At 68.9% G+C, this 25,682-nt stretch carries 24 protein-coding genes and 1 pseudogene; 16 read left to right on the forward strand and 9 right to left on the reverse strand.

Going from position 1 to position 25,682, the window contains the following annotated elements:
• Positions 1-103 precede the first annotated feature (103 nt).
• Both ACYR7D_RS21785 and ACYR7D_RS21790 read left to right on the forward strand, forming a co-directional pair.
• A complete protein-coding gene (locus tag ACYR7D_RS21785) occupies positions 104-550 on the forward strand; it encodes a hypothetical protein (protein ID WP_459546382.1) in 447 nt (148 codons plus the stop codon).
• Positions 547-1,521 (forward strand): hypothetical protein, encoded by a 975-nt coding sequence (locus ACYR7D_RS21790; RefSeq protein WP_459546383.1) that lies wholly within the window; start codon positions 547-549, stop codon positions 1,519-1,521. Before ACYR7D_RS21785 ends, ACYR7D_RS21790 begins: the two co-directional genes overlap by 4 nt.
• A gap of 82 nt (positions 1,522-1,603) precedes the next feature.
• Here ACYR7D_RS21790 and ACYR7D_RS21795 read toward each other — a convergent pair whose 3' ends face one another.
• The gene (locus ACYR7D_RS21795; protein ID WP_459546384.1) at positions 1,604-1,837 is read right to left on the reverse strand and encodes a helix-turn-helix domain-containing protein; all 234 of its coding nucleotides are present in this window, start codon (positions 1,835-1,837) and stop codon (positions 1,604-1,606) included.
• 82 nt (positions 1,838-1,919) lie between these two features.
• Positions 1,920-3,551, reverse strand: a complete 1,632-nt coding sequence (locus ACYR7D_RS21800; RefSeq protein ID WP_459546385.1) for an ABC-F family ATP-binding cassette domain-containing protein — start codon at positions 3,549-3,551, stop codon at positions 1,920-1,922.
• 184 nt (positions 3,552-3,735) lie between these two features.
• Here ACYR7D_RS21800 and ACYR7D_RS21805 point away from each other — a divergent pair, with 184 nt between their 5' ends.
• On the forward strand, positions 3,736-4,500 hold the full coding sequence (locus ACYR7D_RS21805) for an SDR family oxidoreductase (RefSeq protein ID WP_459546386.1): 765 nt from the start codon (positions 3,736-3,738) through the stop codon (positions 4,498-4,500).
• A gap of 78 nt (positions 4,501-4,578) precedes the next feature.
• On the opposite strand, the gene ACYR7D_RS21810 is transcribed toward ACYR7D_RS21805, so the two are convergent.
• Together ACYR7D_RS21810 and ACYR7D_RS21815 are read right to left on the reverse strand one after the other, a co-directional pair.
• Positions 4,579-5,025 (reverse strand): PaaI family thioesterase, encoded by a 447-nt coding sequence (locus ACYR7D_RS21810; protein WP_459546387.1) that lies wholly within the window; start codon positions 5,023-5,025, stop codon positions 4,579-4,581.
• Positions 5,026-5,207: 182 nt separating this feature from the next.
• Positions 5,208-5,915 (reverse strand): hypothetical protein, encoded by a 708-nt coding sequence (locus ACYR7D_RS21815; RefSeq protein ID WP_459546388.1) that lies wholly within the window; start codon positions 5,913-5,915, stop codon positions 5,208-5,210.
• Positions 5,916-6,068: 153 nt separating this feature from the next.
• Between ACYR7D_RS21815 and ACYR7D_RS21820 the strand changes: the two are divergent.
• The 10 genes and pseudogenes from ACYR7D_RS21820 (at position 6,069) to ACYR7D_RS21865 (ending at position 16,929) form a co-directional block, all read left to right on the forward strand.
• A pseudogene (locus tag ACYR7D_RS21820) lies at positions 6,069-7,066 on the forward strand (FecCD family ABC transporter permease).
• Positions 7,063-8,151 (forward strand): FecCD family ABC transporter permease, encoded by a 1,089-nt coding sequence (locus ACYR7D_RS21825; protein ID WP_459546389.1) that lies wholly within the window; start codon positions 7,063-7,065, stop codon positions 8,149-8,151. The pseudogene ACYR7D_RS21820 and the gene ACYR7D_RS21825 overlap by 4 nt, the downstream one beginning before the upstream one ends.
• A complete protein-coding gene (locus ACYR7D_RS21830; RefSeq protein ID WP_459546390.1) occupies positions 8,148-9,071 on the forward strand; it encodes an ABC transporter ATP-binding protein in 924 nt (307 codons plus the stop codon). The genes ACYR7D_RS21825 and ACYR7D_RS21830 overlap by 4 nt, the downstream gene beginning before the upstream one ends.
• A 36-nt stretch (positions 9,072-9,107) precedes the next feature.
• A complete protein-coding gene (locus ACYR7D_RS21835; RefSeq protein WP_459546391.1) occupies positions 9,108-9,497 on the forward strand; it encodes a BlaI/MecI/CopY family transcriptional regulator in 390 nt (129 codons plus the stop codon).
• A 38-nt stretch (positions 9,498-9,535) separates the two neighbouring features.
• A complete protein-coding gene (locus ACYR7D_RS21840; protein WP_459546392.1) occupies positions 9,536-10,474 on the forward strand; it encodes a M56 family metallopeptidase in 939 nt (312 codons plus the stop codon).
• A gap of 43 nt (positions 10,475-10,517) precedes the next feature.
• Positions 10,518-11,810, forward strand: coding sequence for a DEAD/DEAH box helicase (locus tag ACYR7D_RS21845; protein WP_459546393.1), 1,293 nt, complete (start codon positions 10,518-10,520; stop codon positions 11,808-11,810).
• A gap of 58 nt (positions 11,811-11,868) precedes the next feature.
• Entirely contained in the window at positions 11,869-13,305 is a 1,437-nt protein-coding gene (locus ACYR7D_RS21850; protein ID WP_459546394.1) for a GuaB1 family IMP dehydrogenase-related protein, read from the forward strand.
• 279 nt (positions 13,306-13,584) lie between these two features.
• A complete protein-coding gene (locus ACYR7D_RS21855) occupies positions 13,585-14,982 on the forward strand; it encodes a hemolysin family protein (protein WP_459546395.1) in 1,398 nt (465 codons plus the stop codon).
• Positions 14,975-16,039, forward strand: a complete 1,065-nt coding sequence (locus ACYR7D_RS21860) for a hemolysin family protein (RefSeq protein WP_459546396.1) — start codon at positions 14,975-14,977, stop codon at positions 16,037-16,039. The genes ACYR7D_RS21855 and ACYR7D_RS21860 overlap by 8 nt, the downstream gene beginning before the upstream one ends.
• Positions 16,036-16,929, forward strand: a complete 894-nt coding sequence (locus tag ACYR7D_RS21865) for a 3-methyladenine DNA glycosylase (protein WP_459546397.1) — start codon at positions 16,036-16,038, stop codon at positions 16,927-16,929. The genes ACYR7D_RS21860 and ACYR7D_RS21865 overlap by 4 nt, the downstream gene beginning before the upstream one ends.
• A gap of 463 nt (positions 16,930-17,392) precedes the next feature.
• On the opposite strand, the gene ACYR7D_RS21870 is transcribed toward ACYR7D_RS21865, so the two are convergent.
• The 4 genes from ACYR7D_RS21870 to ACYR7D_RS21885 form a co-directional block, all read right to left on the reverse strand.
• Positions 17,393-18,226: an MHYT domain-containing protein gene (locus tag ACYR7D_RS21870; protein ID WP_459546398.1), complete on the reverse strand. Its 834-nt coding sequence runs from the start codon at positions 18,224-18,226 to the stop codon at positions 17,393-17,395.
• A gap of 152 nt (positions 18,227-18,378) precedes the next feature.
• Positions 18,379-20,073: a hydrogenase maturation protein gene (locus tag ACYR7D_RS21875; RefSeq protein WP_459546399.1), complete on the reverse strand. Its 1,695-nt coding sequence runs from the start codon at positions 20,071-20,073 to the stop codon at positions 18,379-18,381.
• 116 nt (positions 20,074-20,189) lie between these two features.
• Positions 20,190-20,948 carry an NAD(P)H-dependent oxidoreductase gene (locus ACYR7D_RS21880; protein ID WP_459546400.1) on the reverse strand — a complete coding sequence of 253 codons (759 nt, stop codon included), beginning with the start codon at positions 20,946-20,948 and terminating at the stop codon, positions 20,190-20,192.
• Between the two features lie 223 nt (positions 20,949-21,171).
• Positions 21,172-21,657 carry a MaoC family dehydratase gene (locus tag ACYR7D_RS21885; protein WP_459550243.1) on the reverse strand — a complete coding sequence of 162 codons (486 nt, stop codon included), beginning with the start codon at positions 21,655-21,657 and terminating at the stop codon, positions 21,172-21,174.
• 357 nt (positions 21,658-22,014) lie between these two features.
• Here ACYR7D_RS21885 and ACYR7D_RS21890 point away from each other — a divergent pair, with 357 nt between their 5' ends.
• The 3 genes from ACYR7D_RS21890 (at position 22,015) to ACYR7D_RS21900 (ending at position 24,775) form a co-directional block, all read left to right on the forward strand.
• Complete coding sequence (locus ACYR7D_RS21890; protein ID WP_459546401.1) at positions 22,015-22,359, forward strand: hypothetical protein; 345 nt, start codon at positions 22,015-22,017, stop codon at positions 22,357-22,359.
• A gap of 72 nt (positions 22,360-22,431) precedes the next feature.
• The gene (locus ACYR7D_RS21895) at positions 22,432-22,581 is read left to right on the forward strand and encodes a hypothetical protein (protein WP_459546402.1); all 150 of its coding nucleotides are present in this window, start codon (positions 22,432-22,434) and stop codon (positions 22,579-22,581) included.
• 721 nt (positions 22,582-23,302) lie between these two features.
• On the forward strand, positions 23,303-24,775 hold the full coding sequence (locus ACYR7D_RS21900) for an MFS transporter (protein ID WP_459546403.1): 1,473 nt from the start codon (positions 23,303-23,305) through the stop codon (positions 24,773-24,775).
• Here the strand turns inward: ACYR7D_RS21900 and ACYR7D_RS21905 are convergent.
• On the reverse strand, positions 24,753-25,529 hold the full coding sequence (locus tag ACYR7D_RS21905) for a hypothetical protein (protein WP_459546404.1): 777 nt from the start codon (positions 25,527-25,529) through the stop codon (positions 24,753-24,755). The two genes, ACYR7D_RS21900 and ACYR7D_RS21905, sit on opposite strands and share 23 nt — an antisense overlap.
• Positions 25,530-25,682: the final 153 nt, after the last annotated feature.

Here is a 25,682-nt window from a genome sequence, read left to right on the forward strand (position 1 = left end):
AGTGGGCGAATCCGGTGATATCGGCTTCCGGAGTTCGTATACGGCGTTATGATCCGGACGCGCTCGGATCGTGGCATACCGCCAGCAAGATCGGAGAATCCAGATGACCGATGCCGTGCACCTCCCCGACACACCGGAAACCGATGCGGTGGCCACCCTTACGGGTGTACTGGACGGTGAATCCGACCGTGCCATCCGGGTGCGGGTCGCGGACGGGACATGGACTTTCCGGCGCCGTGATATCCGCGCTCTCAGCGGGCTCGGCGGTGGGGCCGCCACAGCCGGCGAAACGGTTCGGGTGGCGGTTCGGCGGGGCGCGACCGCCGATTTCACCCGCCGGCTACGCATCGATATCGCGGAACGGCCGCTGACGTTGTCGGCACCGCCGTCGGAGACATTCGGCGACGCACAGCTACGCCGGCTCACCGAATCCTGGGTGGCGCGACTGGACCTCGCCGACGCTCCGGATCACCCCGCGACCTTCACCTGCGCCCAGACCAGATCCCCTCGCGGCAGCGACGACAATATGCACGCCGACAGTCTCGATTGAGCAGCCCGGTGGCCGCCCACGGTCCGGGATCGGTCCTCATCGTCGCCGAGAACGACGATCTGCATGCGGCTGCCATGGCGGCAACGCTGCGCGAACAACACGGTGTGGAACCCCTTCGCCTGGATCTGCGCGACTTTCCGCGCGAGCCGGGCAGCTTCCGGCTCGACCGCTCCGGAGTCGACCGGTCGCTGGCCGGGCTGACCGGACTGGACGAGGTGCGGTCGGTGTGGTGGCGGCGACCGCACCCGTGCCGGGTCCCGGCCGGGGTGCGCGCCGACGACGACGCCTACCGGCAGGCCGAATGCGACGGGTTCGTCCAGGGGCTGCTCTGGTCGCTGCCCGCCCGGTGGATCAACGAACCCGGTCACGACCGCATCGCCCACCGTAAGATCCTGCAACTGGATACCGCGCTGCGGGCCGGCTGCGCTGTTCCGGAGACATTGGTCACCAACGATCCGGACGCGGCCCGCGAATTCGCCGAAAGCTGCGGTGGGCCGGTGGTTTACAAACGCACCGGAACCTCGCGCGCCGAATTCTCCGAAACACGGCTTCTCCTGCCCGGCGATCTGGACCGGCTCGCCGGGATCCGCTGGGCGCCGACCACCTTCCAGCGTTATATCGAGCCGGAATGCGATCTGCGCGTGGTGTGGGTGGAGGGGCGCGAGTGGGTGGTGCGGATCGACTCCCGCGCCGGTGCGGGCCGGGTGGATTCCCGGCTGGACACCTCTGTCGCCTTCTCCCCCGCCCGGCTCCCCGCGAGCGTCGGCAAATCGGTGGCGACGCTGATGGGCGCCCTCGGCCTGAGTTTCGGCGTCCTCGATCTGCGGGTCGGCCTCGACGGCGAACACTATTTCCTCGAGATCAACCCGCAGGGGCAGTTCGCCTATCTCGAGATCAAGACCGGGCTGCCGCTCTTCGCCAGCCTGGCCAATCTCCTGGTGCACGCCGACGGTGCCGTTCCCGGATGGTGATCGCTCCGCCGTCCGCACCCGGCACACCGACCCGACGCCGCCGGTCGATGATCCGGCGGCGTGGCCTGCGAATACGGTGCGGTTAGCGGGATTTGCGGCGATTGGCACCGCCGCGACTGCGGAGTTGCACATGCGACTCCGTCAGCACATTGTGGATGAACCCATAGGACCGCCCGGTCGCACGTGCCAGCGACCGGATACTCGCCCCCGCCTCGTATTGCTTCTTCAACTGGGTCTGTAGGCGGTCGCGTGACTTTCCTGTGACGCGGGTGCCCTTACCCAAGGTGCTCTTGCTCTGTACCGGCCTGTCGCTCATGGCTTCCTCCGAGTCGCCGAGCAGCGTTACTCTCAGGCTAAGCATTCGAAGAGCATCCGGCAATGAGTTCCTGTGATGAAACTCACGCGAGCTGAATCAATTCCAGGTACTCCGCCGACCAGTGGTCCTCGGTGCCGTCGGGAAGCAGGATCACCCGCTCCGGGTTCAGCGCCTCGGCGGCACCCGGATCGTGGGTCACCAGGACGACCGCCCCCGCGTAGGTACGCAAGGCGTCGAGGACCTGTTCCCGGGAGACCGGGTCGAGATTGTTGGTCGGCTCGTCCAGCAGGAGGACATTCGCGGCCGAGGAAACCAGCCCCGCCAGCGCGAGGCGGGTCTTCTCCCCACCGGACAGCGTGCCGGCGGGCTGCTCGAGCTGCGGTCCGCTGAACATGAAGGCGCCCAGCAGCCCGCGCAACTCCTGTTCGCCCGCGTCCGGGGCGGCATGCCGGATGTTCTCCCACACCGTGGCGGCATCGTCGAGGGTGTCGTGTTCCTGCGCGAAGTACCCGATCTTGAGCCCGTGACCCGGTATCAGCCCTCCCGCGGTCGGCTCCTCGGCTCCGGCGAGCAGCCGCAGCAGTGTGGTCTTTCCCGCGCCGTTGAGACCCAGCACCACCACCCGGCTCCCCCGGTCGATGGCCAGGTCCACGCCGGTGAAGATCTCCAGCGAGCCGTAGACCTTGGTCAGGTTCTCCGCCATCAGCGGGGTCTTACCGCAGGCCGCCGGTTCGGGGAACTTGATCCGCGCGACCTTGTCGGCCACCCGCACGTCGTCGAGTTCGGCCAGCAGCCGGTCGGCGCGCTTGGCCATGTTCTGCGCCGCAACGGCTTTGGTGGCCTTGGCACCCAGTTTGGCGGCCTGGGCGCGTAGCGCCGAGGCCTTCTTCTCCGCGTTGGCCCGCTCCCGGCGCCGCCGCTGTTCGTCGGTGGCCCGGGCGTCGAGGTATTTGTGCCAACCCATGTTGTAGACGTCGGCCTCGCCACGTACGGCGTCGAGGAACCACACCTTGTTCACCACATCGGCGAGCAGGTCCACATCGTGGCTGATGACGATGAGACCACCGTCGTGGTTCTGCAGGAAACCGCGCAGCCAGGTGATCGAATCGGCGTCGAGGTGGTTGGTGGGCTCGTCCAGCAGCAGGGTGGTGTCGGAGCGGCCACCGCTGCCGTCGGAGGCCGCGAACAAGATGCGGGCCAGTTCGATCCGCCGCCGCTGCCCGCCGGACAGGGTACGCAGCGGCTGGTCCAGTACCCGGTCCGGCAGGCCCAGGCTGTGGCAGATCCGGGCGGCCTCGCTCTCGGCCACGTACCCGCCGAGCGCGGAGAAGCGGTCCTCGAGCCGCCCGTACTTGCGGACCGCGCGTTCCCGTGCGGTGTCGTCGGCCAGTTCGGCCATCAACGCCTGTTGTTTCTCCATATCCCGGATCAACGCGTCCAGCCCGCGGGCCGATAGGACCCGGTCCCGGGCCAGGACGTCCAGATTGCCCTCGCGGGGATCCTGCGGCAGGTAACCGATCTCACTCGACCGCATGATCGTGCCGGCGTACGGCTCCCCCTCACCCGCCAGGATGCGCAGGGTGGTGGTCTTACCGGCGCCGTTGCGCCCGACCAGGCCGATCCGGTCACCGGCCTGCACCCGCAACGCCGGCCCCGGGGCGGACAGCAGGGTACGGACGCCGGCCCGGACCTCGAGGTCGGTCGCGGTGATCACAGATATCTCCTCGGAAAGGGTCGGGAACAGGGAGCCCGGTTCGTCGCGGCGGGTGGTCCGCCCATGATCGGCTGTATCCGGACACGGAACCACCGATTTTACCCGGACCGCCCCGGCGCGGGCTCGCGCGAGGCGGTCCGGCAGGCGCGGACCGTCTCGGGAGTGCACGGTAACGTGCCCCGCTATGAGCACCGATCTGTTGGGTAAGAGCGCGCTGGTCTCCGGGGCCAGCCGGGGTATCGGCTACGCGGTGGCCGCCGAGCTGCTGAGCCGGGGCGCGAACGTGCTGATCACCGCGCGCAAACCCGAACCGCTGGAGGAGGCGGCCACCGCGCTGCGTGAACTCCGGCACCGGGGCGAGGTCATCGCCGTAGCGGGTAATTCGGGTGATCCCGAAGCGCGCGAGTCCGCGGTCCAGCGGGTGATCACCGAATTCGGGTCGCTGGACATCCTGATCAACAACACCGGGATCAACCCGGTGTACGGCTCCCTGATGGAGGCCGATCTGGACGCGGTCCGCAAGATCTTCGACGTCAATGTGGTGGCGGCACTCGGTTACCTCCAGCAGGCGTACAAGGCCTACATGGCCGAGCACGGCGGGGCCGTCGTCAATGTGGCCAGTGTGGCCGGTATCCGCTCCACCGGGGTGATCGCGGCCTATGGGGCCTCCAAGGCCGCCCTGATCCGGCTCACCGATGAACTGGCCTGGCAGCTCGGGCCGAAGATCCGGGTCAACGCGGTCGCGCCCGGGGTGGTGAAGACCAGTTTCGCGGACGCGCTGTACTCCGCGGACGAGGAGGCCGCCGCCCGGGCCTATCCGCTGAAGCGGTTGGGCTCGCCGGAGGATGTGGCCCGGCTGATCGCCTTCCTGGTGTCCGACCAGGCGGCATGGATCACCGGCGAGACGGTTCGTGTCGACGGCGGGCTGCTGTCGACGGGCGGTATCTGAACCGCTACGGGAACAAACGGCGGGTCCGGGACAGCAACTGCCTGTCCCGGACCCGCCGTTTCCATTCGGAGAGGTTGTTCAGGAGCGATGGGGCAGGTTCTGCAGCCGCACCTGGCCGCGCGCGATCAGGCGTGCGTCCGCGTCGGTGATCACCACCTGCCAGAGCTGCTGCAGACCGCCCCGATGGATCGGCGTGGCCGCACCGGTCAACGTGCCTTCGCTGACCGCGCGGAGGAAATCGGTGGAATTGTTCACGCCGACGACCGTGCCGCGCGCCCCGTACCAGACGGCGCCGCCGGTGCTGGCCAGCGTCTCCACGACGGTGCAGAGCACGCCGCCGTTCTGGATTCCCGCCGGCTGGTGGTGCTGCGGGGTGACGGTCCATTCCCCGACGACCCGGTCGGGTCCCAGTTCGGTGATCCGCAGACCGAGCAGACCCGCGAACGTCGCCTTGTTGATCTCGTTCAGATCCTCCACGCTGAGATCGGCCATGGACTGCGGGGGACGCGTGTGCTGTTCGGTCATGGCTCAACGATCGCATGGCGCCCGGAGCCGATACTCACGGACCGGTACCGCGGCGGAAATGAAGCGGCGGATCCCACCCGGAGGTGGAACCCGCCGCGCGTAGGGGATCGGGGGTCACCGCAGCCCTCGGGACACTCGCGCGATCCGTACGCCGGTTCCGAGTATAGGACAGGCTTACCTAACTAGGCAACACGTTGCGCCCGCCGGATCGCCAGACCGCGATCTTCGAGCGCCGTCAGCAACCCGTGACCGCGGCGGGCGCCCGCCACCGGATCCGTGCCGGCCAGATCGGGCACATAAGTGGTGGCGCCGGAAACGGATTCGGCGACCAGCGACCAGAAACGCCGCTGCCCCAGCCCCGCGCACCGGGCCAGCGCACCTTGCACCAGCAGCAGCGACGGTTCGCAGCGGTACGCCAGCCACACCCGCATAGCCCGTTCACACGGCAGTGTCACCACCCCGGGCGAACCCGCCATCGGGTCACCGGCCACCACGCGGATCGTGGTATCGGTCAGACCCGCCCAATCGATGCCGCCGTCGTTGTCGGTATGGATCCACACGTTCTCCAGTCCCGGATCCCAGGCCCGTCCGTCGGCGACCCACAGGGCCGCGACCCGTCCGACCACGGCGTGGATGAGCGCGGTGGCCACCACTTCCGCCGCGGCCGCCGAACTGATCATCTCCGCCGCGTGCCGTCGGTACATGAGGTCGATACGCCCCTCGCGCAACCCGGTGGACAGCGCCCACCACCGCCGCTTGCCCTGATCGGCCATGGCCGCGGCGGCGTAGACGCGGGGATGCTCGGGCTGCAGGGCCCGCAACCGGGAACACGCGGAGCCGAACGGCGCCTCATGAGGACGGGGGATGCGCACAGTGGCCAGTTCGGACATTCGAACCTCCTCGAAATCGGCGTCGCGGCATCGATCTGATCGAAAGATAGGTTAGCCTTACCAGACCTAGCAAGCATTTCTCTCGAACAAGGAAGTAACGGGCCTGTGACGAAACTCGGCCCCCCGCACCGCCGGCGCCTGCTCGGGCTCGGCGTGCTCGCCGCACTGCTGGCGCTCCTGCTCGTCCCCGGCATCGCCGTCGGCAGCCGGACACTGGCCCCCGGTACCGCCCTGGACGCCCTCGGACACGCTCTCTCCTGTCCGGACGGCCCGTTCCGCTGCGCCGCGCTCTCGGCCGAAGAGGAGATCGTGCGCGGACTACGGCTCCCGCGTACGGCCCTGGCCCTGATCACCGGCCTGGCCCTCGGCCTGGCCGGGGCCCTGATCCAGGGCTACACCCGCAATCGGCTCGCCGACGCCGGACTGCTCGGGCTCACCGGAGGGGCGGCGTTCCTGAGTGCACTGGGTATCCATCTCTTCTCCCTCACCGCACCCGGGCAGTACATCTGGTTCGCCTTCGCGGGCACCCTCGTCACCGGTGTGGCGGTCTTCGGCGTTTCCCGCCTCGGGGGCGCCGGTGGCGGCCCGCTCGGGCTCATCCTGGCCGGTGCGGCTGTGACCGCCCTGCTCCAGGCGCTCACCTACGCCATCGTGAACCTCGACCCCTACGCACTGGACACCTACCGCTTCTGGGTCGTCGGGAGGTCGCCGGCCGGGACGCGTCGGTGTTCTGGCAGGTCCTGCCGTTCCTGGCGGCCGGCACCGCCCTGGCGCTGTTCGCCGCCCCCACTCTCGATCTCCTCGCGCTCGGCGACGATATCGCGCGCGGTCTCGGCGTACATATCGGCCGCAGCCGCGCACTCGGGCTTGCGGCGGTGGTGCTGCTCTGCGGTGCCGCCACCGCCGCGGCCGGGCCGATCGCCTTCCTCGGCCTGCTGGCGCCACATCTGGCCCGTATCGCCACCGGCCCCGATCAGCGCTGGCTGCTGCCGTATTCGGCGCTGGTCGGCGCGGCGATACTGCTCCTCACGGATATCGCGGGACGGATTGTGGCCGGCCCCGGGGAACTGCAGGCCGGGGTGATGCTCTCGATCCTGGGCGCACCGTTCTTCGTTCTCCTGGTGCGCCGGGGGAAGGCGGTGGGCGTATGACAGCCGTATCGAAAACCCCCGCCGTGCTGCCGGAAGCGGTACGGCTCGGCCCGGTCTCACTGGTCCGGCGTCCGGCGATGCTGGCTGTTACCGCCCTGCTCGTCCTCGTGCTGTGCGTCATGTTCTGCCTCGATATCGCCACCGGAAGCACCACCGTGCCGCTGAGCCGGGTCGTCGAGGTACTCGGCGGCGGCGGTACCCGCTCCCAGCGGTTCATCGTGCTGGAATCCCGGCTGCCCCGAGCCCTGGCCGGGGTGGTGGTCGGCGCGGCGCTCGGACTCGCCGGCGCCCTCACCCAATCCACCCTGCACAACCGGCTCGCCGCACCCGATGTCCTGGGAATCGGCAGCGGCGCCGCGCTCGGCGCGGTCGCGGTGGCCGGCACCGGGGGCGCGGCGACCGGATTCGCCGCGTCCGTCGGCGCGCCCCTGGCCGCCGTGGCCGGTGGTCTCGGCACCGCCGTGCTCGTCTACGTCCTCGCCTGGGGCCGCGGCCGGGCCGGCGGCCCCGATACCACCGGGATCCGCCTGGTCCTCGTAGGCGTAGGTGTGAACTCCCTGCTGCTGGCGGCGATCAACTGGGCACTCGCCCGCTCCGAAGGCACCGATACCGCACGTGTCCAGCGCTGGCTCAGCGGCTCGCTCGACGAAACCACCTACCCGGTCCTGATCCCCGCGGCCGTCGCGCTGGCTCTCGTAGGGGCCGTCGCCCTGATTTCCGCGCGGACCCTGGGCGCACTTCGCCTCGGCGCCGATACCACCCGCGCCCTCGGCGTACGCCTGCGATCCCAGCAGGTACTGCTCATCGGCGCCGCGGTCGTCGCGGTCTCGGTGGCCACGGCCGCGGTCGGGCCGATCGCCTTCGTCGGGTTGATCGCGCCCCAGGTGGCCCGGTGGGTGCTGCGCGCACCGGGGGAACCACTCATCGGGTCGGCGCTCACCGGTGCCGTCCTGGTACTGGGCGCCGATGTCCTCGCCCGGGTGATACTGCCCGTCGACCTGCCGGTCGGGATCGTCACCGCCGCTCTCGGCGGACCGTTCCTGCTGGTACTGCTCGTATCGATCAACCGGAAGGTAACGCCGTGACCGGACGATCCACGACGCCGGACGCCCGGCGGCTCACCGCGCGGGATCTCACCCTCGGATACGGGAACCGCCCGGTTGTGCGCGAACTGGACCTGGAGATCGAACCGGGTCTGGTCACCACCATCATCGGGCCGAACGGTTGCGGTAAGTCCACCGTACTGCGCGCGCTCGCCCGGCTCCTGCGGCCACGAACCGGCCGGGTCCTGCTGGACGGCAAGGCGATCGCCACGATGAGAACCAAGGAGGTGGCCCGGATCGTCGGTATGCTGCCGCAGACACCGGTGGCTCCGGAGGGACTCACCGTCGGCGATCTGGTGGCCCGCGGCCGGCATCCGCACCAATCGTGGCTACAGCAGTGGTCCGGCGACGACGAGAGCGAGGTCCGGGCCGCCCTCGACCGCACCGGTATCGCCGAGCTGGCCGATCGTCCCCTCGACGAACTGTCCGGTGGCCAGCGGCAACGCGCCTGGATATCCATGGCACTGGCCCAGGGCACCGATATCCTGCTCCTCGACGAACCGACCACCTACCTGGATCTGGCACACGCCCTCGAGGTGCTCGATCTCGTCGATCGGCTGCACGCCGACCTCGGCCGCACCGTGGTCATGGTGCTGCACGATCTGAACCTGGCCATCCGCTACAGCGACCGCCTGGTGGTGCTGCGCGACGGCCGGATCGTCGCCCGGGGCGCGCCCGCCGAGATCGTCTGCCCGGAACTGCTCGACGAAGTCTTCGGCCTGCGGGCCCGGGTACTCACCGATCCGGTCTCGGGCCGGCCGATGATCGTGCCGATCGGTACCCGGCATGTATACGGAACCGCCGGTGGTCCCGGCCCGGCGCCCGCGTCCGATTCCCGCGCGGGTGCCGCACCGGGCGATTGCGGAGTTATGACCGATCCCACAGGTTACGACACCCTGTAGTACGCCAGTGTGTCGTTGAGGTCGTAAAATCGAGAGATGGCTGGACTTGGTGAACTCGAGAAAGCGGTTATGGACCAGTTGTGGTCTGCCGATGAACCACAAACGGTCCGACAGGTGCACGAAGCGCTGTCGGCGCGCCGCGAACTCGCGTACACCACGGTGATGACCGTGCTGCAGCGTCTCGCGAAGAAGAATCTGGTGGTACAGCGGCGCGACGACCGGGCGCACCGGTACGCTCCCGTACACACCCGCGACGAGCTGGTCGCCGGTCTCATGATGGACGCCCTGCAGCAAGCCGACGAGGCCGGCAGCCGAGCCGCGGCGCTGGTGCACTTCGTGGAGCAGGTCGGCAAGGACGAGGCCGCCGCCCTACGGGATGCGCTCGCTAAGCTCGAAGCAACCGAGGACACCGCACCACCACAGTGACCTCGGACCCTGGCCCCACAACGCAGTGAGCAGAGTCGATGAACGCAGCAGCACCGGCATTCGCCGTACTTGCCTTGCTTCTCGCCGGACCCGTCCCGGAGGCGCTCAGCCGGGCGACCTGGACCTACCGGGTTCCCCGCGCCGCCCTCGTGCTCTGGCAGGCCATCGCGTTGGCCGCCGTGCTCAGCGCCTTCAGTTCCGGGCTCGCCATCGCCGCGGAACTCCTGGTGCCCGGACCGGACGGCCGGCCCACCACCAAACCCACCGACGAGATCGATGCGCTGGGTTTGCCGCTGTGGCTGGCCTATGTCTCCGTGTTCATGCTCACCCTGTTGATCGGCGCCCGGCTGATGTACGCCGCCATCCGGGTCGGAATCCACACCCGTCGCCGCCGGGCCCACCACCGCATGCTGGTGGACCTGCTCGACCAGAGCGGCCCGATACGCCGGGCCGCCGATATCCGGGTGCTCTCGTCCGCCGAGCCCATCGCCTACTGCCTGCCCGGCCTCCGGCGCCGGGTGGTGGTGAGCGCGGGAACCCTCGACAACCTGAACGAACAGGAACTGACCGCGATTCTCAGCCATGAGCGGTCCCATCTGCGTGCCCGCCACGATCTGGTGCTGGAGGCGTTCACCGCCGCCCACGAGGCCTTCCCTCGTTTCGTCCGCAGCAAATCGGCACTGGATTCGGTGAAATTGCTCATCGAACTGCTGGCCGACGATTCCGCGGTCAAGGTCACCGGTCCCAAACCCCTGGCGCGCGCGTTGGTCGCCTGCTCGAAATCCAGCGCTCCACAGGGCGCTCTCGCGGTGGGCGGGCCCAGTACGCTGATCCGGATCCAGCGCTTGGCCGGGCCGCTCGGCGATATCCGGATCGCGGGCGCCGCCTATCTCGCTTCGATCGCCATCCTGGTGGTACCCACCTTGGCCGTCGCGATTCCCTGGCTCGTCGAGCTGAGTCGGCTCTTCCGTGCCTGACCCCGTCGCCCCCCGCATCCGGCAGGTACCGGATTCCGCTGCGGTGAGCGCCGGAACCGCCCGGCCCGCGTTCGCCCGGCTGGGGCTGCCCGTGCTCACGGTCCAGGCCCTGCACCGGGAAGGTGTCACCGAACCGCTGCCCATCCAGGAGGCCGCCATCCCCGATGCCGTGGCCGGTCACGACGTGCTCGGCCGCGCACCCACGGGGTCGGGCAAAACCTTCGCCTTCGGTCTGCCCATGTTGGCCCGGCTCGCCGGACGGCCGGCCATACCTCGTGCCCCCCGGGGTCTCGTCCTGGCCCCCACCCGGGAACTGGCGTTGCAGATCGAACGAGCCCTGGAACCCTTCGCCCTGGGGCTGCGTCTGGGCACCGCGGTGGGTGGAATGCCGACCGCCCGGCAGGCCGAACGGCTGCAACGGGGTGTGGACCTGCTGATCGCCACCCCGGGCCGGCTCACCGACCTGGTCGATCAGGGCGCCGCGGTACTCGATTCGGTCGGGATCACGGCGATCGATGAAGCCGACCATATGGCCGACTTCGGGTTCCTGCCGCAGGTCCGCCGGCTACTGGACGCCGTCCCCCGCGACGGCCAGCGGCTGCTGTTCTCCGCGACCCTCGACGACGAATCCGTTCAGGACCTGGTCCGCCGGTACCTGCGCGACCCCGTCACCCACAGTGTGGCGCCCGAACCCGCGGCCGCGGTGGCGCTCCATCACCTGCTCTACGTCGAATCCGCCGACAAACCCGCCGTACTGGCCCGGATCGCCGCCCGCGAAGGCCGCACCCTGTTGTTCGTCCGCACCCAGTACGGCGCCGAGAAGCTCACCCGGCGGCTGCGCGACCAGGGCCTCCCGGTGGCGGCCCTGCACGGCGGCAAGGCGCAGAACCGGCGACTGCGGACCCTCGCGGCGTTCGCGGACGGCGCCATTTCGGCGCTGGTCGCCACCGATGTCGCCGCACGCGGTATCCACGTGGACGCGGTATCGCTGGTCGTGCACGCCGACCCGCCCACCGATCCCAAGGACTATGTCCATCGCGCGGGCCGCACCGCGCGCGCCGGAGCGAGCGGCACGGTGGTCACCGTGGTGACACCCGATCAGCGCGCCGAGGTCCTTGCCCTGACCCGGGCGGCAGGTGTTCAGGTCGAAACGCATACCGTCGGGCCCGAAGACCGGCGACTCCAACGGCTGACGGGCGCCCGCAGACCGCCGGGCGTTCCGGCCGCGGCGCCGGAACCGACCGGCCGCGACCACCGCCCACGGGGAGCCGAGCGCGCGGGACGCACCGCGGCCCGGTCGCCCGCGCGTCGCCCGCACCGCCGCCGGGCGAAATGAGGTCGCGCGTCCCCGCGATGGCCCCCGCCGCCGCCCGCCGCCGATTACCATGGGCGCAGTGCAGTTTCTCCCCGGACACACCCCGCCGTACGACCTGACCTACAACGATGTCTTCCTGGTTCCCAACCGCACGGATATCGCCTCCCGGTTCGACGTCGACCTCACCACCACCGACGGTTCCGGCACCACCATCCCCCTGGTCGTCGCGAATATGACCGCGGTCGCCGGCCGGCGGATGGCCGAAACCGTGGCCCGGCGCGGCGGGATCGTGGTGTTGCCGCAGGATCTGCCCAACAGCGCGGCCGCCGAAACCATCGCTTTCGTCAAGAGCCGCTCGCTCATCGGGGACACCCCGGTCATGCTCACCCGCGAGCATTCGGTATCCGACGCCATGGCGCTGATCCACAAGCGGGCACACGGCGCGGTGGTGGTGGTCGACGACGGCCGGCCGGTCGGTGTGGTCACCGAAGCGGCCTGCGCCGATGTCGACCGGTTCGCCCGGCTGCACGAAGTGGCCACCACGGATTTCGTCACCGTCCCCGCGACCGCGGACGCCGCCCATATCTTCGACCGGCTCGAGGCCGCCCACTCCGACCTGGCCGTTCTCCTGGAACCGGACGGCACCCTCGCCGGAGTACTGACCCGCACCGGCGCGGTCCGCGACGGGATCTACGCCCCCGCTGTGGACACGGCGGGACGGCTACGGATCGCGGCGGCGGTCGGGATCAACGGTGATGTGCCCGCCAAGGCCAAGGCCCTCGTCGACGCCGGCGCCGATCTGCTGGTGGTGGATACCGCCCACGGGCACCAGGTGAAGATGCTGGAAACTCTGCGCGCCATCCGCGACCTGGATCTGGGAGTGCCGCTGGCCGCCGGTAATACGGTGTCGGCGGAGGGTACCCGGGACCTGATCGCCGCGGGCGCCGATATCGTCAAGGTCGGTGTCGGCCCCGGCGCCATGTGCACCACCCGGATGATGACCGGTGTGGGCCGTCCGCAGTTCTCCGCCGTGGCCGAATGCGCTGCCGCGGCCGCGGCGGCCGGCGCCCATGTCTGGGCCGACGGCGGCGTGCGGCACCCCCGCGACGTGGCGCTGGCGCTCGCGGCGGGCGCGTCCAATGTCATGATCGGCTCCTGGTTCGCCGGCACCTACGAATCGCCCGGGGATCTGCGGGTGGATCGGGACGGCAACGCCTACAAGGAGAGCTTCGGGATGGCTTCCAAACGTGCGGTCGCCGCCCGGACGGCGGCCGATCACGGCTACGACCGGGCCCGCAAGGCATTGTTCGAGGAAGGTATCTCGAGTTCCCGGATGCGCCTCGATCCGGAACGGCCCGGGGTCGAGGATCTCATCGATCACATCTGTTCCGGGGTGCGCAGTGCCTGCACCTATGCCGGCGCCCGGACGCTGGCGGAGTTCCACGAACGGGCCGTGGTGGGCGTGCAATCGGCCGCCGGTTTCGCCGAGGGCCGCCCGCTGCCGGGCGGCTGGTGAACCGGACCGCTGCCCGCACACCACATATCGTCCTGCGGTGGCCGCCGACCGGGCCCTGGGTACACCCGCGGGCTCCGGGTACCATGAGACTCGTCGGCGGCCGCCGGCTGTGAAATCGTCAGGACGAAAGGAACCAGTTGTCACCCGCGTCCGAGGGCGCCACTCAGGAGGGCTCATCTATCGAGCCGGGTGACAGACCCGGCGCCCCTCCCTGTTCAGCCCCACCCCCTCACCCGGTTCGTTCCGCATCACCACTGATGCCCGCCGGGAGGTGGTGATATGTCGGTCGTCCTCACCGTCCTCAGCCTCATCGGCTTCGTGGCGCTCACCGCGGGCACCGCGCTGTTCGTGGCGGCGGAGTTCTCGCTCACCGCGCTGGAACGCAGTACCGTCGAGGCGCACGCCCGCAGCGGCGATGTGCGGGCGCGTGCGGTCCGCCAGGCCCACCGCACGCTCTCGTTCCAGCTGTCCGGCGCCCAGCTCGGTATCACCATCACCACGCTGATCACCGGTTATATCGCCGAACCGGTTCTGGCGCGGCTGCTCCGACCGCTGTTCGGCCTGGTCGGTATCCCGGATTCCGCGGCCACGGGTATCGCTCTGGTACTCGCCCTGATCCTGGCGACCTCGCTCTCGATGATCTACGGCGAATTGGTTCCCAAGAACCTCGCCATCGCCACCCCGATGGCGACCGCTCGCGCGACCGCGGGACCCATGGTGGCCTTTTCGGCAGTGTTCAAACCGATGATCCAATTCCTCAACGGCACGGCCAACTGGGCGGTGCGCCGATTCGGAGTGGAACCGGCGGAGGAACTGCGTTCGGCGCGGTCGCCGCAGGAACTCGGATCGCTGGTGCGCACCTCGGCCCAGCACGGCGCCCTCGACCAGCGCACCGCGCAGATCCTGGACCGCTCCCTGCAGTTCGGCGCGCGCAGCGCCGAGGAACTCATGACTCCGCGTGTCAAGATCGAATCCCTGGATCGGACCGACACCATCGGCGATCTCCTGGCCGCGGCCGCGCGCACCGGGTACTCCCGTTTCCCGGTGATCGACGGCGATCTGGACAACACCCTCGGCGTGGTGCACGTCAAACAGGCCTTCACCCACCCCGCGCCCACGCGCGCCGGGGTCGGGCTCGCCCAGATCGCACAGCCCGTGCCGGTCGTACCGGCGAGCCTGGACGGTGACGAGGTGCTCGAACGGGTCCGCGCCGACGGTATGCAGGTCGCGCTGGTCGTGGACGAATACGGCGGTACCGCGGGCCTGGTCACCATGGAGGACATCATCGAGGAGATCCTCGGCGATGTCCGCGACGAGCACGACGAGGAGGAGCGCGACGTCCGCCGGGTCGCCGACGGCTGGGACTGCTCCGGGCTGCTCCGGGTGGACGAGGTGTTCCGCGCCACCGGATACGCCGCTCCCGAGGGCGAATACGAAACCCTGGGCGGTCTGGTCCTGACACGACTCGGGCGGATACCGGTGGCCGGCGATATCGTCGTCCTGCCGCAGCGGCGCGGGCACGATCGGGGCCAGGTGAACGGCCCGGGTGGCTGGCTGGCCCGGGTCGAGCGGATGGACGGCCGCCGGGTGGACCGGATCCGGCTGGTACCGGTCGACGCCGAGACGATCGGGCAGCGGGAACAGCAGCCCGCGGGACGGGAGTACCACCATGGGTGATCTGCTCGCTGTCGCGTTCACCGCGGTGCTGCTGGCCGGTAACGCCTTCTTCGTCGCCGCCGAGTTCGCGCTGATCTCCGCCCGCCGCGACCGGCTCGAGGCCCTGGCCGCGCAAGGAAAACGTAATGCCGACACCGTGATCCGGGCGGGGCAGAATCTGTCGATGATGCTGGCCGCGGCGCAGCTGGGTATCACCATCTGCTCGATCCTGCTCGGCCGGGTCGGTGAACCCGCGGTGGCCCATCTTCTCGAGAAGCCCTTCGAGCTGGCCGGTCTCCCGGATTCGCTCCTGCATCCGGTGTCGTTCGTGCTGGCACTGACCATCGTGGTGATCCTGCACATCCTGCTGGGCGAGATGATCCCGAAGAACATCGCGCTGGCCGGTCCGGAACGCAGCGCCCTGCTGCTGGTACCGCTGCACCTGGCCTGGTTGCGTATCGCCCGTCCCCTGATCGCGGTCTACAACTTCGCCGCCAATCTCACCCTGCGGATGCTGCGTATCGAACCGAAGGACGAACTCGAGGCCACGGTCTCCAGCGACGAACTCGCCGAGATGATCGGGGAATCGCGCTCGGAAGGCCTACTGGACGAGGAGGAGCATCGACGGCTGACCCAGGCGTTGGGTACCGGCGAACGGTTCGTCGCCGAGGTCATGGTCCCGCTGGACCGCACCCGCACGGTGCCGCTGCGGGCGAACGGCACCACCCTCGGGGATATGGAGACCGCGGTCGCGGAAACCGGTTTCTCCCGGTACCCGGTACGTGCCGAGGACGGTTCGCTGGTGGGGTACCTGCATGTCAAGGATGTGCTGGACAAGGTATCCGACGAGACGGCCGGTCCGAACACCGAGATCCCGCGCACGGATATCCGGCCGCTGCCCACCGTACTGCTGGGCACCACCCTCTACGAGGCACTGGCCCGGCTCCGGCGGACCAGCAGCCATCTGGGCCGGGTGGTGGACGCGCGCGGCAATACGGTGGGCATCGTGGCGCTCGAGGATCTGGTCGAGGAATTCGTCGGTACCGTCCGCGACACCACGCACCGGGTGGCCGAATGACCGCGGCCGTCACCGGCCCGGTACTCGCCGAAACCGACTGGCGGCCCCGGGCCGCGGCGCACCGGGATCGCGTCGAGACCTTGATCGGACCGTATCTGCGCCGCCGGGCCGCCGGTGCGAAGCATCCGGTCCTCGACTTCCTGTTCACCTACTACGGGTACAAGCCCGCTCAGCTACGCCGCTGGCACCCGGGGTACGGCATCGCGCTGGCGGGTGCCCGCGAGTACACCGGTCTGCGTGGCTATCACCGGATCGACGGCCCGGACGATTCCGGGCCGGTGGTCACCGCGGATCCGGAATTCCTGCGTACCCGTCTCGACACCGTATCCTTCATCGCCGGGCTGCTGCGGGCCACGGCCGCCCGGCCGGCACACCTGTCCTGCTTCGGTCTGCACGAATGGGCCATGGTTTATCGGACCGGGGAGGTCCGCCACGATTCGGTGCCGCTGCGGCTGGGTGCGGCGCGCACCGACGCCGTACTGGAGTCGATGCCGGTGCGGTGTAGCCATTTCGACGCGTTCCGGTTCTTCACCGCACCCGCGGCCGGCCGCAACGATCGCCGGCTCACCCGCGCGGATCAGGTCGATACCGAACAACCGGGCTGCCTGCACGCGAATATGGATCTCTACAAGTGGGCGTTCAAGCTGACGCCACTGCTGTGTTCGGATCTGCTACTGGACTGTTTCGCGCTGGCCCGGTCCGCGCGGGAACTCGATATGCGTGCCAGCCCCTACGATCTGCGTGATCACGGCTACGAGCCGGTCCGGATCGAAACTCCCGCCGGCCGGGCCGAATATGTTCGCGCGCAAGCCGCGATCGCCGACCGGGCCGCGGTGCTACGGCAACGGCTGCTGCGATCCTGCGAGGACCTGCTGGCCGGGCCCCACTGAGCGCGACCGTTCCACGAAACCGGGTACCACCGGACGACTGGGAAGGACCTGTGCATCACCCGCTCGGACAACGGGTTTCCCGAGTGGGCACAGTGACGAATCGGGGTACGCCGCTCCGGCGGCTCAGCGGTCCACCGTCGGTTCCCAACGGCTTCCGGCCGGCGGCGGACACAGACGAGCCCGGACGCCTCGGGCGTCCGGGCTCGGCCCATCCGGTCGGTTAGCGGCTCACAGCGGCGGGAATCCCGCCGATCCGGTGGCCAGCCAATGCCAGAAATTGCCGATTCGCTGCACGATCAGCACTGCGATATCGAGCACGGTACTACCCATCAGAGCCCACCCTCGTTTCGAATTACACATACGGCGGCCCCGGGCAGGGCGCCGCCGGGCCTACGATAAGGCCCCGCCGGAGGAACGACAACCGGAGGCCGGGCTCCGGTGTTCCCACCGAGTCGTCGAATCGCTAATGCTCCGAGGGCTGCCGGGGCCATTGCCGGCCGCTGAGGACCAGCGTCGCCGGGTCCGTGGTGAGGGTATCGGCCGCGCCCGGCTCGGAGTCGGTGGTCGCGACCGCGGTCCCGCGCACATCCAGTTCGGCCACACCCACCAGGACGACCAGGCCGACGACCACCAGGGCGACGGTGGTCAGCAGCGGGGTGAGCAGTTCCACCGGGGCGGCACCCTCCGGAACCTCGCTGTGCCCGGTGTGCTGGGCGCTCATGGCCGCCATACCGGTGTAGTGCATCCCGCATACCGCGATACCCATGATCGCGGCCGCGCCGATGGTATTGCCCCAGCCCTGGACGTGCAGCGTGAACCAGAGCGCGGCGGTGGCCGCCACCACCGCGATCAGGATGGACAGCAGCACCAGTCCGGTGCCGTATTCCATGGGGACCCCGGTGTTCATCGCGGCCATGCCCAGATAGTGCATGGCCGCCACTCCGAGACCGGTGATGGTGCCGCCCAGCGGAAGCGCGATCGTCTCCCGGTGGCCACGGACCACGACGGCCAATCCGATCAGGACGACGACGACCGCGATCACCGCGCTCAGCACGGTCATCGGCATGTCGTAGCGGATGACCGCGCCGTCGATGGCGAACCCGAGCATCGCGGTGAAGTGCATGACCCAGATTCCCGCGCCACCCAGCGCCACAGCCGCGGCGACGAGCCAGCCGAAGGCGGGTTGCGCGGTGCGGGCACGTAGCGCACACCGCAGGCCGAGCACCGACCCGATGAAGGACATCAAGTAGGCGAGGACAGGCGTCACCCACCCGTTACTGAAGTGCTCGAGCTGCACGTCTTTCTCCGCTTTGGTAGTCGATTTCCGAACCACGGCCGGGTCGACAGTAGTTCGACACACCCACAAGGGGCCTGCGAAGTAAAAATTTCACCTCAGGAGGCCCGGTACTCGCCAGTCGATGTCACAACTGGGCTATGGCAGGGCCCGGATCAGCCCAGCAGGTACGCCGGTGTCGCGGACGGCGCCACGTTGTAGACGAAATCGCGGCGCAATCGGTGGTAGGGCTCCCGGTCGTCGAAGAAGTTCCGGCGCATATGTGCCAGTTCCTCGGCGCGGTAGGCGGCCAAGGGCTTGATCGCCTCGTCCGCCTCACGCCGGCGCTTCTTGTTCGTCAGCCGCGTTTCGAGCTCGGGCGAATCGGCCAGCGCGGCCGCTTCCCGACGCACCCATTCGCGGAACTCACCGGTACCGCCGGGAGCGACCCGGTCCACCAGCCCGATCGCCTCGGCCGAATGGGCGCCCACCGGAAGGGTTTCCCGCATGAGCCGGGCGGCCTCACCCGCACCGACCCGGCGCGGTAGCGAATAGGTCCAGTACTCCGATCCGTACAGGCCCATCAGGCGGTAGTGCGGGTTGAGCACGACCGATTCCCGGCACCACACCTCATCGGCCGCCAGCGCCAGCATGACACCCCCGGCCGCCGCGTTTCCGGTCAGCGCGGAGATCACCAGCCGATCCGTGGTCGTGAGGATCGCCTCGACCAGATCGTTCATCGCGTTGATGTTGTCCCAGGACTCCTGTGCCGGATCGGCAGCCGCCTCGATCACATTGAGATGGATACCGTTGGAGAAGAAGTCACGGGACGGGCCGAGCACCAGCGCCCGGGTGGGGCGCGCACAGGCCTGCTGATACGCCGCCAGCAAACGGCGGCACTGATCGGTGCTCATCGCACCACCCGCGAAGGAGAATTCCAGGTAGCCCACCGACCCGGCCTCGCGGTAACGCAGCTCGGACCAGGTATCGCGGTCCGCCGCCTCCGCCGGGGTGACCAGGTCCTCCGGGAGCCCGGCGGGCAGGTCGGCGCCGAGGGCGTCGACCGCGGGACGTTTGAAGGTGGGCGGTCCGCCGGGCGTCCGCCGCCGCCGCAACTGCGGCAGCCAGACGGCGCCGTCCACGGTGGCCCGGCATATCGCTGCGTCCCGGGTCGCGATCACCTCCCCCGGCGCCCCGCGCAGCCGGTCCTCGTTGTGCCCGCCGTGTACGAAGTACTCCTGCCCGTACAGTTCGTCGAGGACGCCCGGCTGGGAGTCGGCGGCCCGCAGTTTGCGCAATACCTCCGCTGTGCTGTCGGCCGCCCAGTCGATCCGGCGGTACTCCTGGGAATGGTAGGGCCGCAACTGTCCCCGTACATCGGGGCGGCGGTAGTCCAGGGGTTCCGGGACGAAATCACCGGCGGCGAACCGCTCGACCGCCGACAGCACGGCGGTCACCGCGGCGTCGGAGACCTCGTTGCGGTAGAGCTCGCTCTTACCGCAGGCCGCGACCCGGAAGGGCACCGAGGACCAGATCGGCCCGGCATCCATTTCCTCGACGGCCTGCAGAACCGTCACACCCCACTCCCGCTCTCCCGCGCTGATCGCCCAATCCAGTGAGGAGGGCCCACGATCGCCCTTCGGGCCGGGGTGCACGATGAGGACGGTGTGCTCGGTCCAGATATCGGCCGGGATGGCCGTGGTGAGCATCGGTGCCACGATGAGATCGGGGCGGAACCGGGCCACTCCGGCCCGCAGCAGTTCATCGCCGAGCGCCAACTCGACCCCCACCGTGTATCCGCGGTGCCGCAGTTCGGTGTGGACGCGCTGGGTGAGACTGTTGAATGCACTGGCGACCAGCAGGACGCGCAAGATCTTCCTCCATCGGACAGGGACCGATCATTCGGCCCCCGGTACGTGTCGACTCCGGACAACGCTATCCGCCCCGCGTTCCGGACGCAGTCCGAGGGTGGTCCATCACGCCGGGCTCAGGAGGCTGTGTGCAGCCGGAAGCCGCTCGTTCCCGGCTCCTCACGTCCGGGAACGAGCCGCAGACCGCGATCGTAATCACCCCCCGCCTGCCTCCGGTAGCGAATCGGTTCCGTCTGCTCGATTTTCGCCAACCGGTCGCGTAGATCGCCGGCGATGCGAGGGAACCGTTCGTCGTCGACTCCGATCGCACCGTGCACGACGAAAGGCGGCAATACGTCCATGCCGGGGTAGTACAGGATTCCGTGTTGGATGGGAAACAACAGATCGTCCATGGGCCCGTTGATGCCGCGCTCCGAGTACGACGGCTCGCGCCCACCCACGGCGACCACGAGCATGGCCCGCCGGCCCGCCAGTGCACCGTCCCCGTAACGCGGTATCGCCGTTCCCCCCGCTCCGTAGGCGAACCCACAGGTGAAGACGCGGTCCACCCAGCCCTTCAAGATGGCCGGCATGGAGAACCACCAGAGCGGGAAGTGCAGGAGCACGGTATCGGACCACAGCAGTTTCTCCTGCTCGGACCGGATATCCGCGGCGAGCGTCCCGTTTTCGAACGCTTCCCCGGAGGCCAGCATGAAGTTCGTTTCGGCCACCGCCCCGAAATCGGCGGCGTCGGCATGCGCCTTCCAGCCCATGGCGTAGAGGTCGCTCACCCGCACGTCGTGACCCTGCGACCGCAGTTGCTCGACCGCCACGTCTTTCAAAGCGCCGGTGAGCGAATCCGGCTCCGGATGGGCGTACACGATCAAAACCTTCATGCCCGGAGCAACTCGGGCCACGGGCGCGAGAATTCCTGGGGTGGTCTGCCGCGGGGCGCGAGCCCGCCCGGATGACCCCGACACCGGGCCTCGGCCGTGTGGTCCCGGTGGTTCGGGCCGCGGACCACACGACCGCAGGGCCGCTCGGCCTTACGACCCGTTCTTCCCTCGCCGAAGCTGTGAACGAAGAATGGACCGCGGTGTCCACACTCGGCATTCGCTGTCAGACCATCCACCTGTTCAGGGTGTCCACGACACAGGCCGGTTTGGCCGAGCCGTCGATTTCTGCCGTGATTCGAATGGTCGCCTGCACCCCGCCCGGTATATCGTCACAAGCCAGGATTTCGCCATGACCCCGGATACGCGATCCGACCGTGACCGGCGCAGGGAACCGAACTTTGTTTGCCCCGTAGTTCACGCCCATACTGACGTTCTCGACGCGCAACAACTGTGGCAGGAAGAAGTTGCACAGCGACAACGTGAGGTAGCCGTGCGCGATCGTGGTACCGAAGGGCGAGTGCTGCCGCGCCCGCTCCGGATCCACATGGATCCACTGATGATCGCCGGTCACCTCGGCGAAACCATCGATCCGTGATTGATCGATCCGCAACCACTCCGTGGGTCCGAGTTGCACCCCTACCGACGCACGGAGCCCACCGAGCCCATCGACTGTCCACGGCTCGGCAACCGCCGAAGCCGTCCCCGGCATGTCGATACCCGTTTCCGCGGTGCTCATGGAACCTCCCTTCGTCTCGGCTTCCTTGGTGACACGGTCGCTTCGCTCCGGCTTCCACACCTGCAAGGCAGCACGACGGGCGCGCATCCGCATCGCCTCCGATCCTTCCGCCGATTCCAGGTCGGCGACTGCACATTCCCGTTCGATGGACCACTCCCCCGGGAGTACGCCACACCTTGCGACCCCACGCTCTTCGTCGACGGGGCAGTTCCACTGAGTGGGCGGCCTGGTTGCATTTTCAGCGCGATCGATGGATCTCGGTAAACGGGCGGTCGCCGCCGGGTGCTGCACCCCGTGCCGGATCATGCCCGAGGCGCAGCGGCGCAACCGATGTCGAGAACTCGGCGTTCAGGCAGGATCGGAACCCGGTTCGTCCTGTCGACTCGCTGGGTTGCGGCCGGCCATTCACAAGGTGGCCAGGCCGCCCTCGCCCCCGATGCTCTCGCGCTGCGGCCACCACCGCTCCCGGCTCTCACCGGCTGGACTCCGAACCTGGTCTACATATTGGCGGCACTGCGCGGCGGACTCGATCCCGATCGGTTGGTGGGAACCGTATTTCCCGGTGTCGAATCCCCCGCGGTGACCGGGCGGGTCATCGCCGCGCTCGCCGGCGACCCGGCAGTGCTGGCGCGCACCGGACATACGTACTGGGGATCGGAGCTCGCGGGCGAGTAGGGCATCACCGATACCGACGGTTCGGCACCGCCTTCCTATCGCGAATGGCTCGGTGCGCCGTCGGAGTTCCCGGTGGTGGCGCCCACCTACGCGTGCTTCATCGCGGCCGGTGCGGATATCGATTTCGGTCCGCTCGGCCGTTTCGACGCCGACGGGCTGACCCAGGTGTTCCCGGATATCGCCCTGAGCACACACGACGGCAGGCACCGGATCCTCGATTAACCTCGGCTGACCACAGAACCGCCCGGATCGGGTGCTGCGGGAGCGAGCGGAATCGGCCCGACCGCTTCCCCGGCATCCGATCCGCCGACAGCCGCTGCCTCGGCCGCGTCAACTCCCCAGGTACAACCGTTCACAAGGTATCCGCGGCACTCCCGAAGTCGGAGCCGGCGATAACTCGATTGCTCCGCACCACCGCTGCCTCTTCCAATCAGCGATCAGATTGCCCACTGCTGCTGCCGCGATCACGTATTCGAAAGCGCACCCGAACAATCGGATTCGCACGCGCACATCGGCGCTGCTCCCGGGAATCGCCGGGCCGCGGGTATACCGGAGACCCGCGCTGTTCTCTTCGTTGTGCCTGGTCACGACCATCCATCCTGCTGCACTCACCGAATACCCGGGTTGCGCAGCGAATGCGTCTCGAGTTTCCGGTCCGACGCGTCGTCGGGCTCTGCGCAACGCCGACCACGTCGTCGCCGTTGCCCATCCCTTACGCGGACCCTGGCGCAGCTCATAGGCCGACGCGACGACCATGAGCCGGGTCACAAGATGGCACATCTGCGGCGTCGCCCCCGGTTGCTTCCCACTCAGCGGCACAGCGAAAACAGGGCTTCCACTCAGCGGTGGTTGCCCTTGCGGCGCCCGCCACCAGGATCGATTCTGGGACGATGCCACCGACCCGCCGCTTCGACCTCCACCCGCAGCTACCGAGCTCGAGCCGATGGTGAGCATCCGGGACACCGGAATATCGCCCGATCGGCTCTCCGGCCCTACCCGTACCCCCACGACCCGGTCCGGGACCGGGATCGTCGTGGTGCTCGGCGCCTGCGGGTACCTGATGGCGCTCCAGCAGACCATGGTCCTGCCTCTGCTGCCGGCCCTGCCGTCCCTGGTGAACACCTCCGCGAGCAATGCCTCTTGGCTGGTGACCGCCACCCTGGTCACGGGAGCGGTCGTCACACCACTGATCGGCCGGCTCGCCGATATGTTCGGCAAGAAGCTGCTGATCGTCCTGACGCTGTTGCTCGTGGTGTCCGCATCGGTGCTCGGTGCGCTCAGTGACGCGCTGCTCCCCCTGGTGCTCGCCCGGGCCGCCCAAGGATGTGGCTTGGCACTGATTCCCGTCGCGATGGCCACCATGCGCGATGTGCTGCCGCCGCACCGGGTCCCCGGCGGGGTATCCACCATGAGCGCATCGATGGCCATCGGCGCCGCCGCGGGCCTGCCGCTGTCCGGCCTGATCGTCACATTCCTGGATTGGCACTGGATCTTCTGGGCGGTGGCCTCGGCCGGGTCGGTGCTGACGATCATCGTCGTAAAGGTTGTTCCCCCGTCCCCGCCGCGCGCACGGGAAAAGTTCGACCTGCCCGGCGCCGTCGTGCTGGCCGGCGCGCTCACCACGCTGCTGCTGCCACTGTCCAAGGGCGGGCAGTGGGGCTGGACCAGTCGCGAGACGTTGATTCTCGCCGGAACGAGCGTGCTTCTCTTCGCGGCATGGATACCCCTGCAGCTCCGCTCCGACGCCCCGCTGGTGAACCTGCGAGTGGCAGCGCGGCCACCCCTGTTACTGGTGAACCTGTGCGCGCTGCTCATCGGCTTCGCACTGTTCAGCAATATCCTGATCACCACACAGCTGTTGCAACTGCCGGCGGCGACAGGGTTCGGCGCGGGACTGAGCGTGCTGGAGGCCGGATTCTGGCTCATGCCCATCGCGCTCGTCGGCATAGCCACGGCGCCGGTCGCCGCGCGCGCCATCGCACGTTTCGGCCCGCAACCGGTACTTCTGGTCGCGGCGATCGAACTGTCGGCCGCGTTCGCGCTCCGCGTCCCCTTCAGCCGGGAACCGTGGCAGATGCTGGCGGGAGCCGTTGTCGTCGGCATCGGCCTGTCCCTGACGATCGCCGCCGTACCCACTGCCATCATGACAATGGTCCCGGTGACTCGATCGGCTTCGGCCACCAGTATCAGCGCACTGCTCCAGTCGGTGGGCACCTCGACTGCCAGCGCGACCATGGCCGCGGCCGCGGGTACCTGGCCCGTCGCTGTCGGCTCCCAGCACTATCCCGGGGCGACGGCTTTCACCACGATGTTCGTGATAGCGGCCGCTACCACCGCGGCCGCCGCCGGACTCGCCGGCCTGCTCATCGCCGGCCGGCGGTCCGGGCGCGGGGTCACCAATCCTGCCAGGGAATGATCGTCCGCAGCGGGCCGTCGAACAGTGTCTCCCCCACCGCCGGCCGTGGCGAGCCGGTATCGGCGAGCTTGTGTTCCGATGCCGCCACCGAACGAGTCACCTCGGCCGGGTCGGCGTCGAGGTACAGCATCCGGATACGGACCGAGCCCGGCGCGTATTCGCGATTCCCGGCGCCGAGCGGCAGGGTGGGGTGTTTCTGTAGCGAATGCAGCGAGAAGGTCCACGCACCCGCCACTCCGGGACAGTCGAGCAGCGCGGGGATACCGACGCGATCGTCCCAGCGGAACTGCTCGTGGACGTCGGCCGCGTGCGGATCCGGGTAATGGGTGACAGTGAGATGCAACCCGCGGTTGGGCCGGAAGGGCAGTGCATCCGCCGACACCCCGATTCGCGGGGCCGCGTACCCCTTGACGGGTGTGAAGAATCCGAGCAGCGGCCGCACGACGCCTGGTAGCTGCGGGCCCCGGCCCCATTGGAACGAGTCTTCGCCCAGTTTGGTCCACGCCGCGACACTCTCCTCGTAGGGTGGGCGGAACCAGTACATCGCCACGTAGTCGATACCGGCGAGATCCTGCGACGAGGACCGGTCCAGCGCGGTGTATTCGGCCGGCCGCGCCCACCGATCACCCCAGGCGACCCCCGGCAGCAGCAGATTCTCCGGACGGTGGTCGAGCTGATGCCATTCGTTGTATTCGCGGTGCACACCGGGGTCGGTGAGATCGATGAAGGAGAAGAACGCGCGTTCCGAGAACATATAGCCTGCCGATCCGATTCGATGAACAGTTTCCGGATGGTTTCCGGCGGCCCGCGCCGGCGGTATCACTTCACCGGCCGCCGACCGTACAGACGGCACACCATCGGGCGATACCTCACCGCGGTCGATCATGGCGTGTGCGAGGGTGGTGCG

It is taken from the genome of Nocardia sp. X0981 (assembly GCF_977089955.1).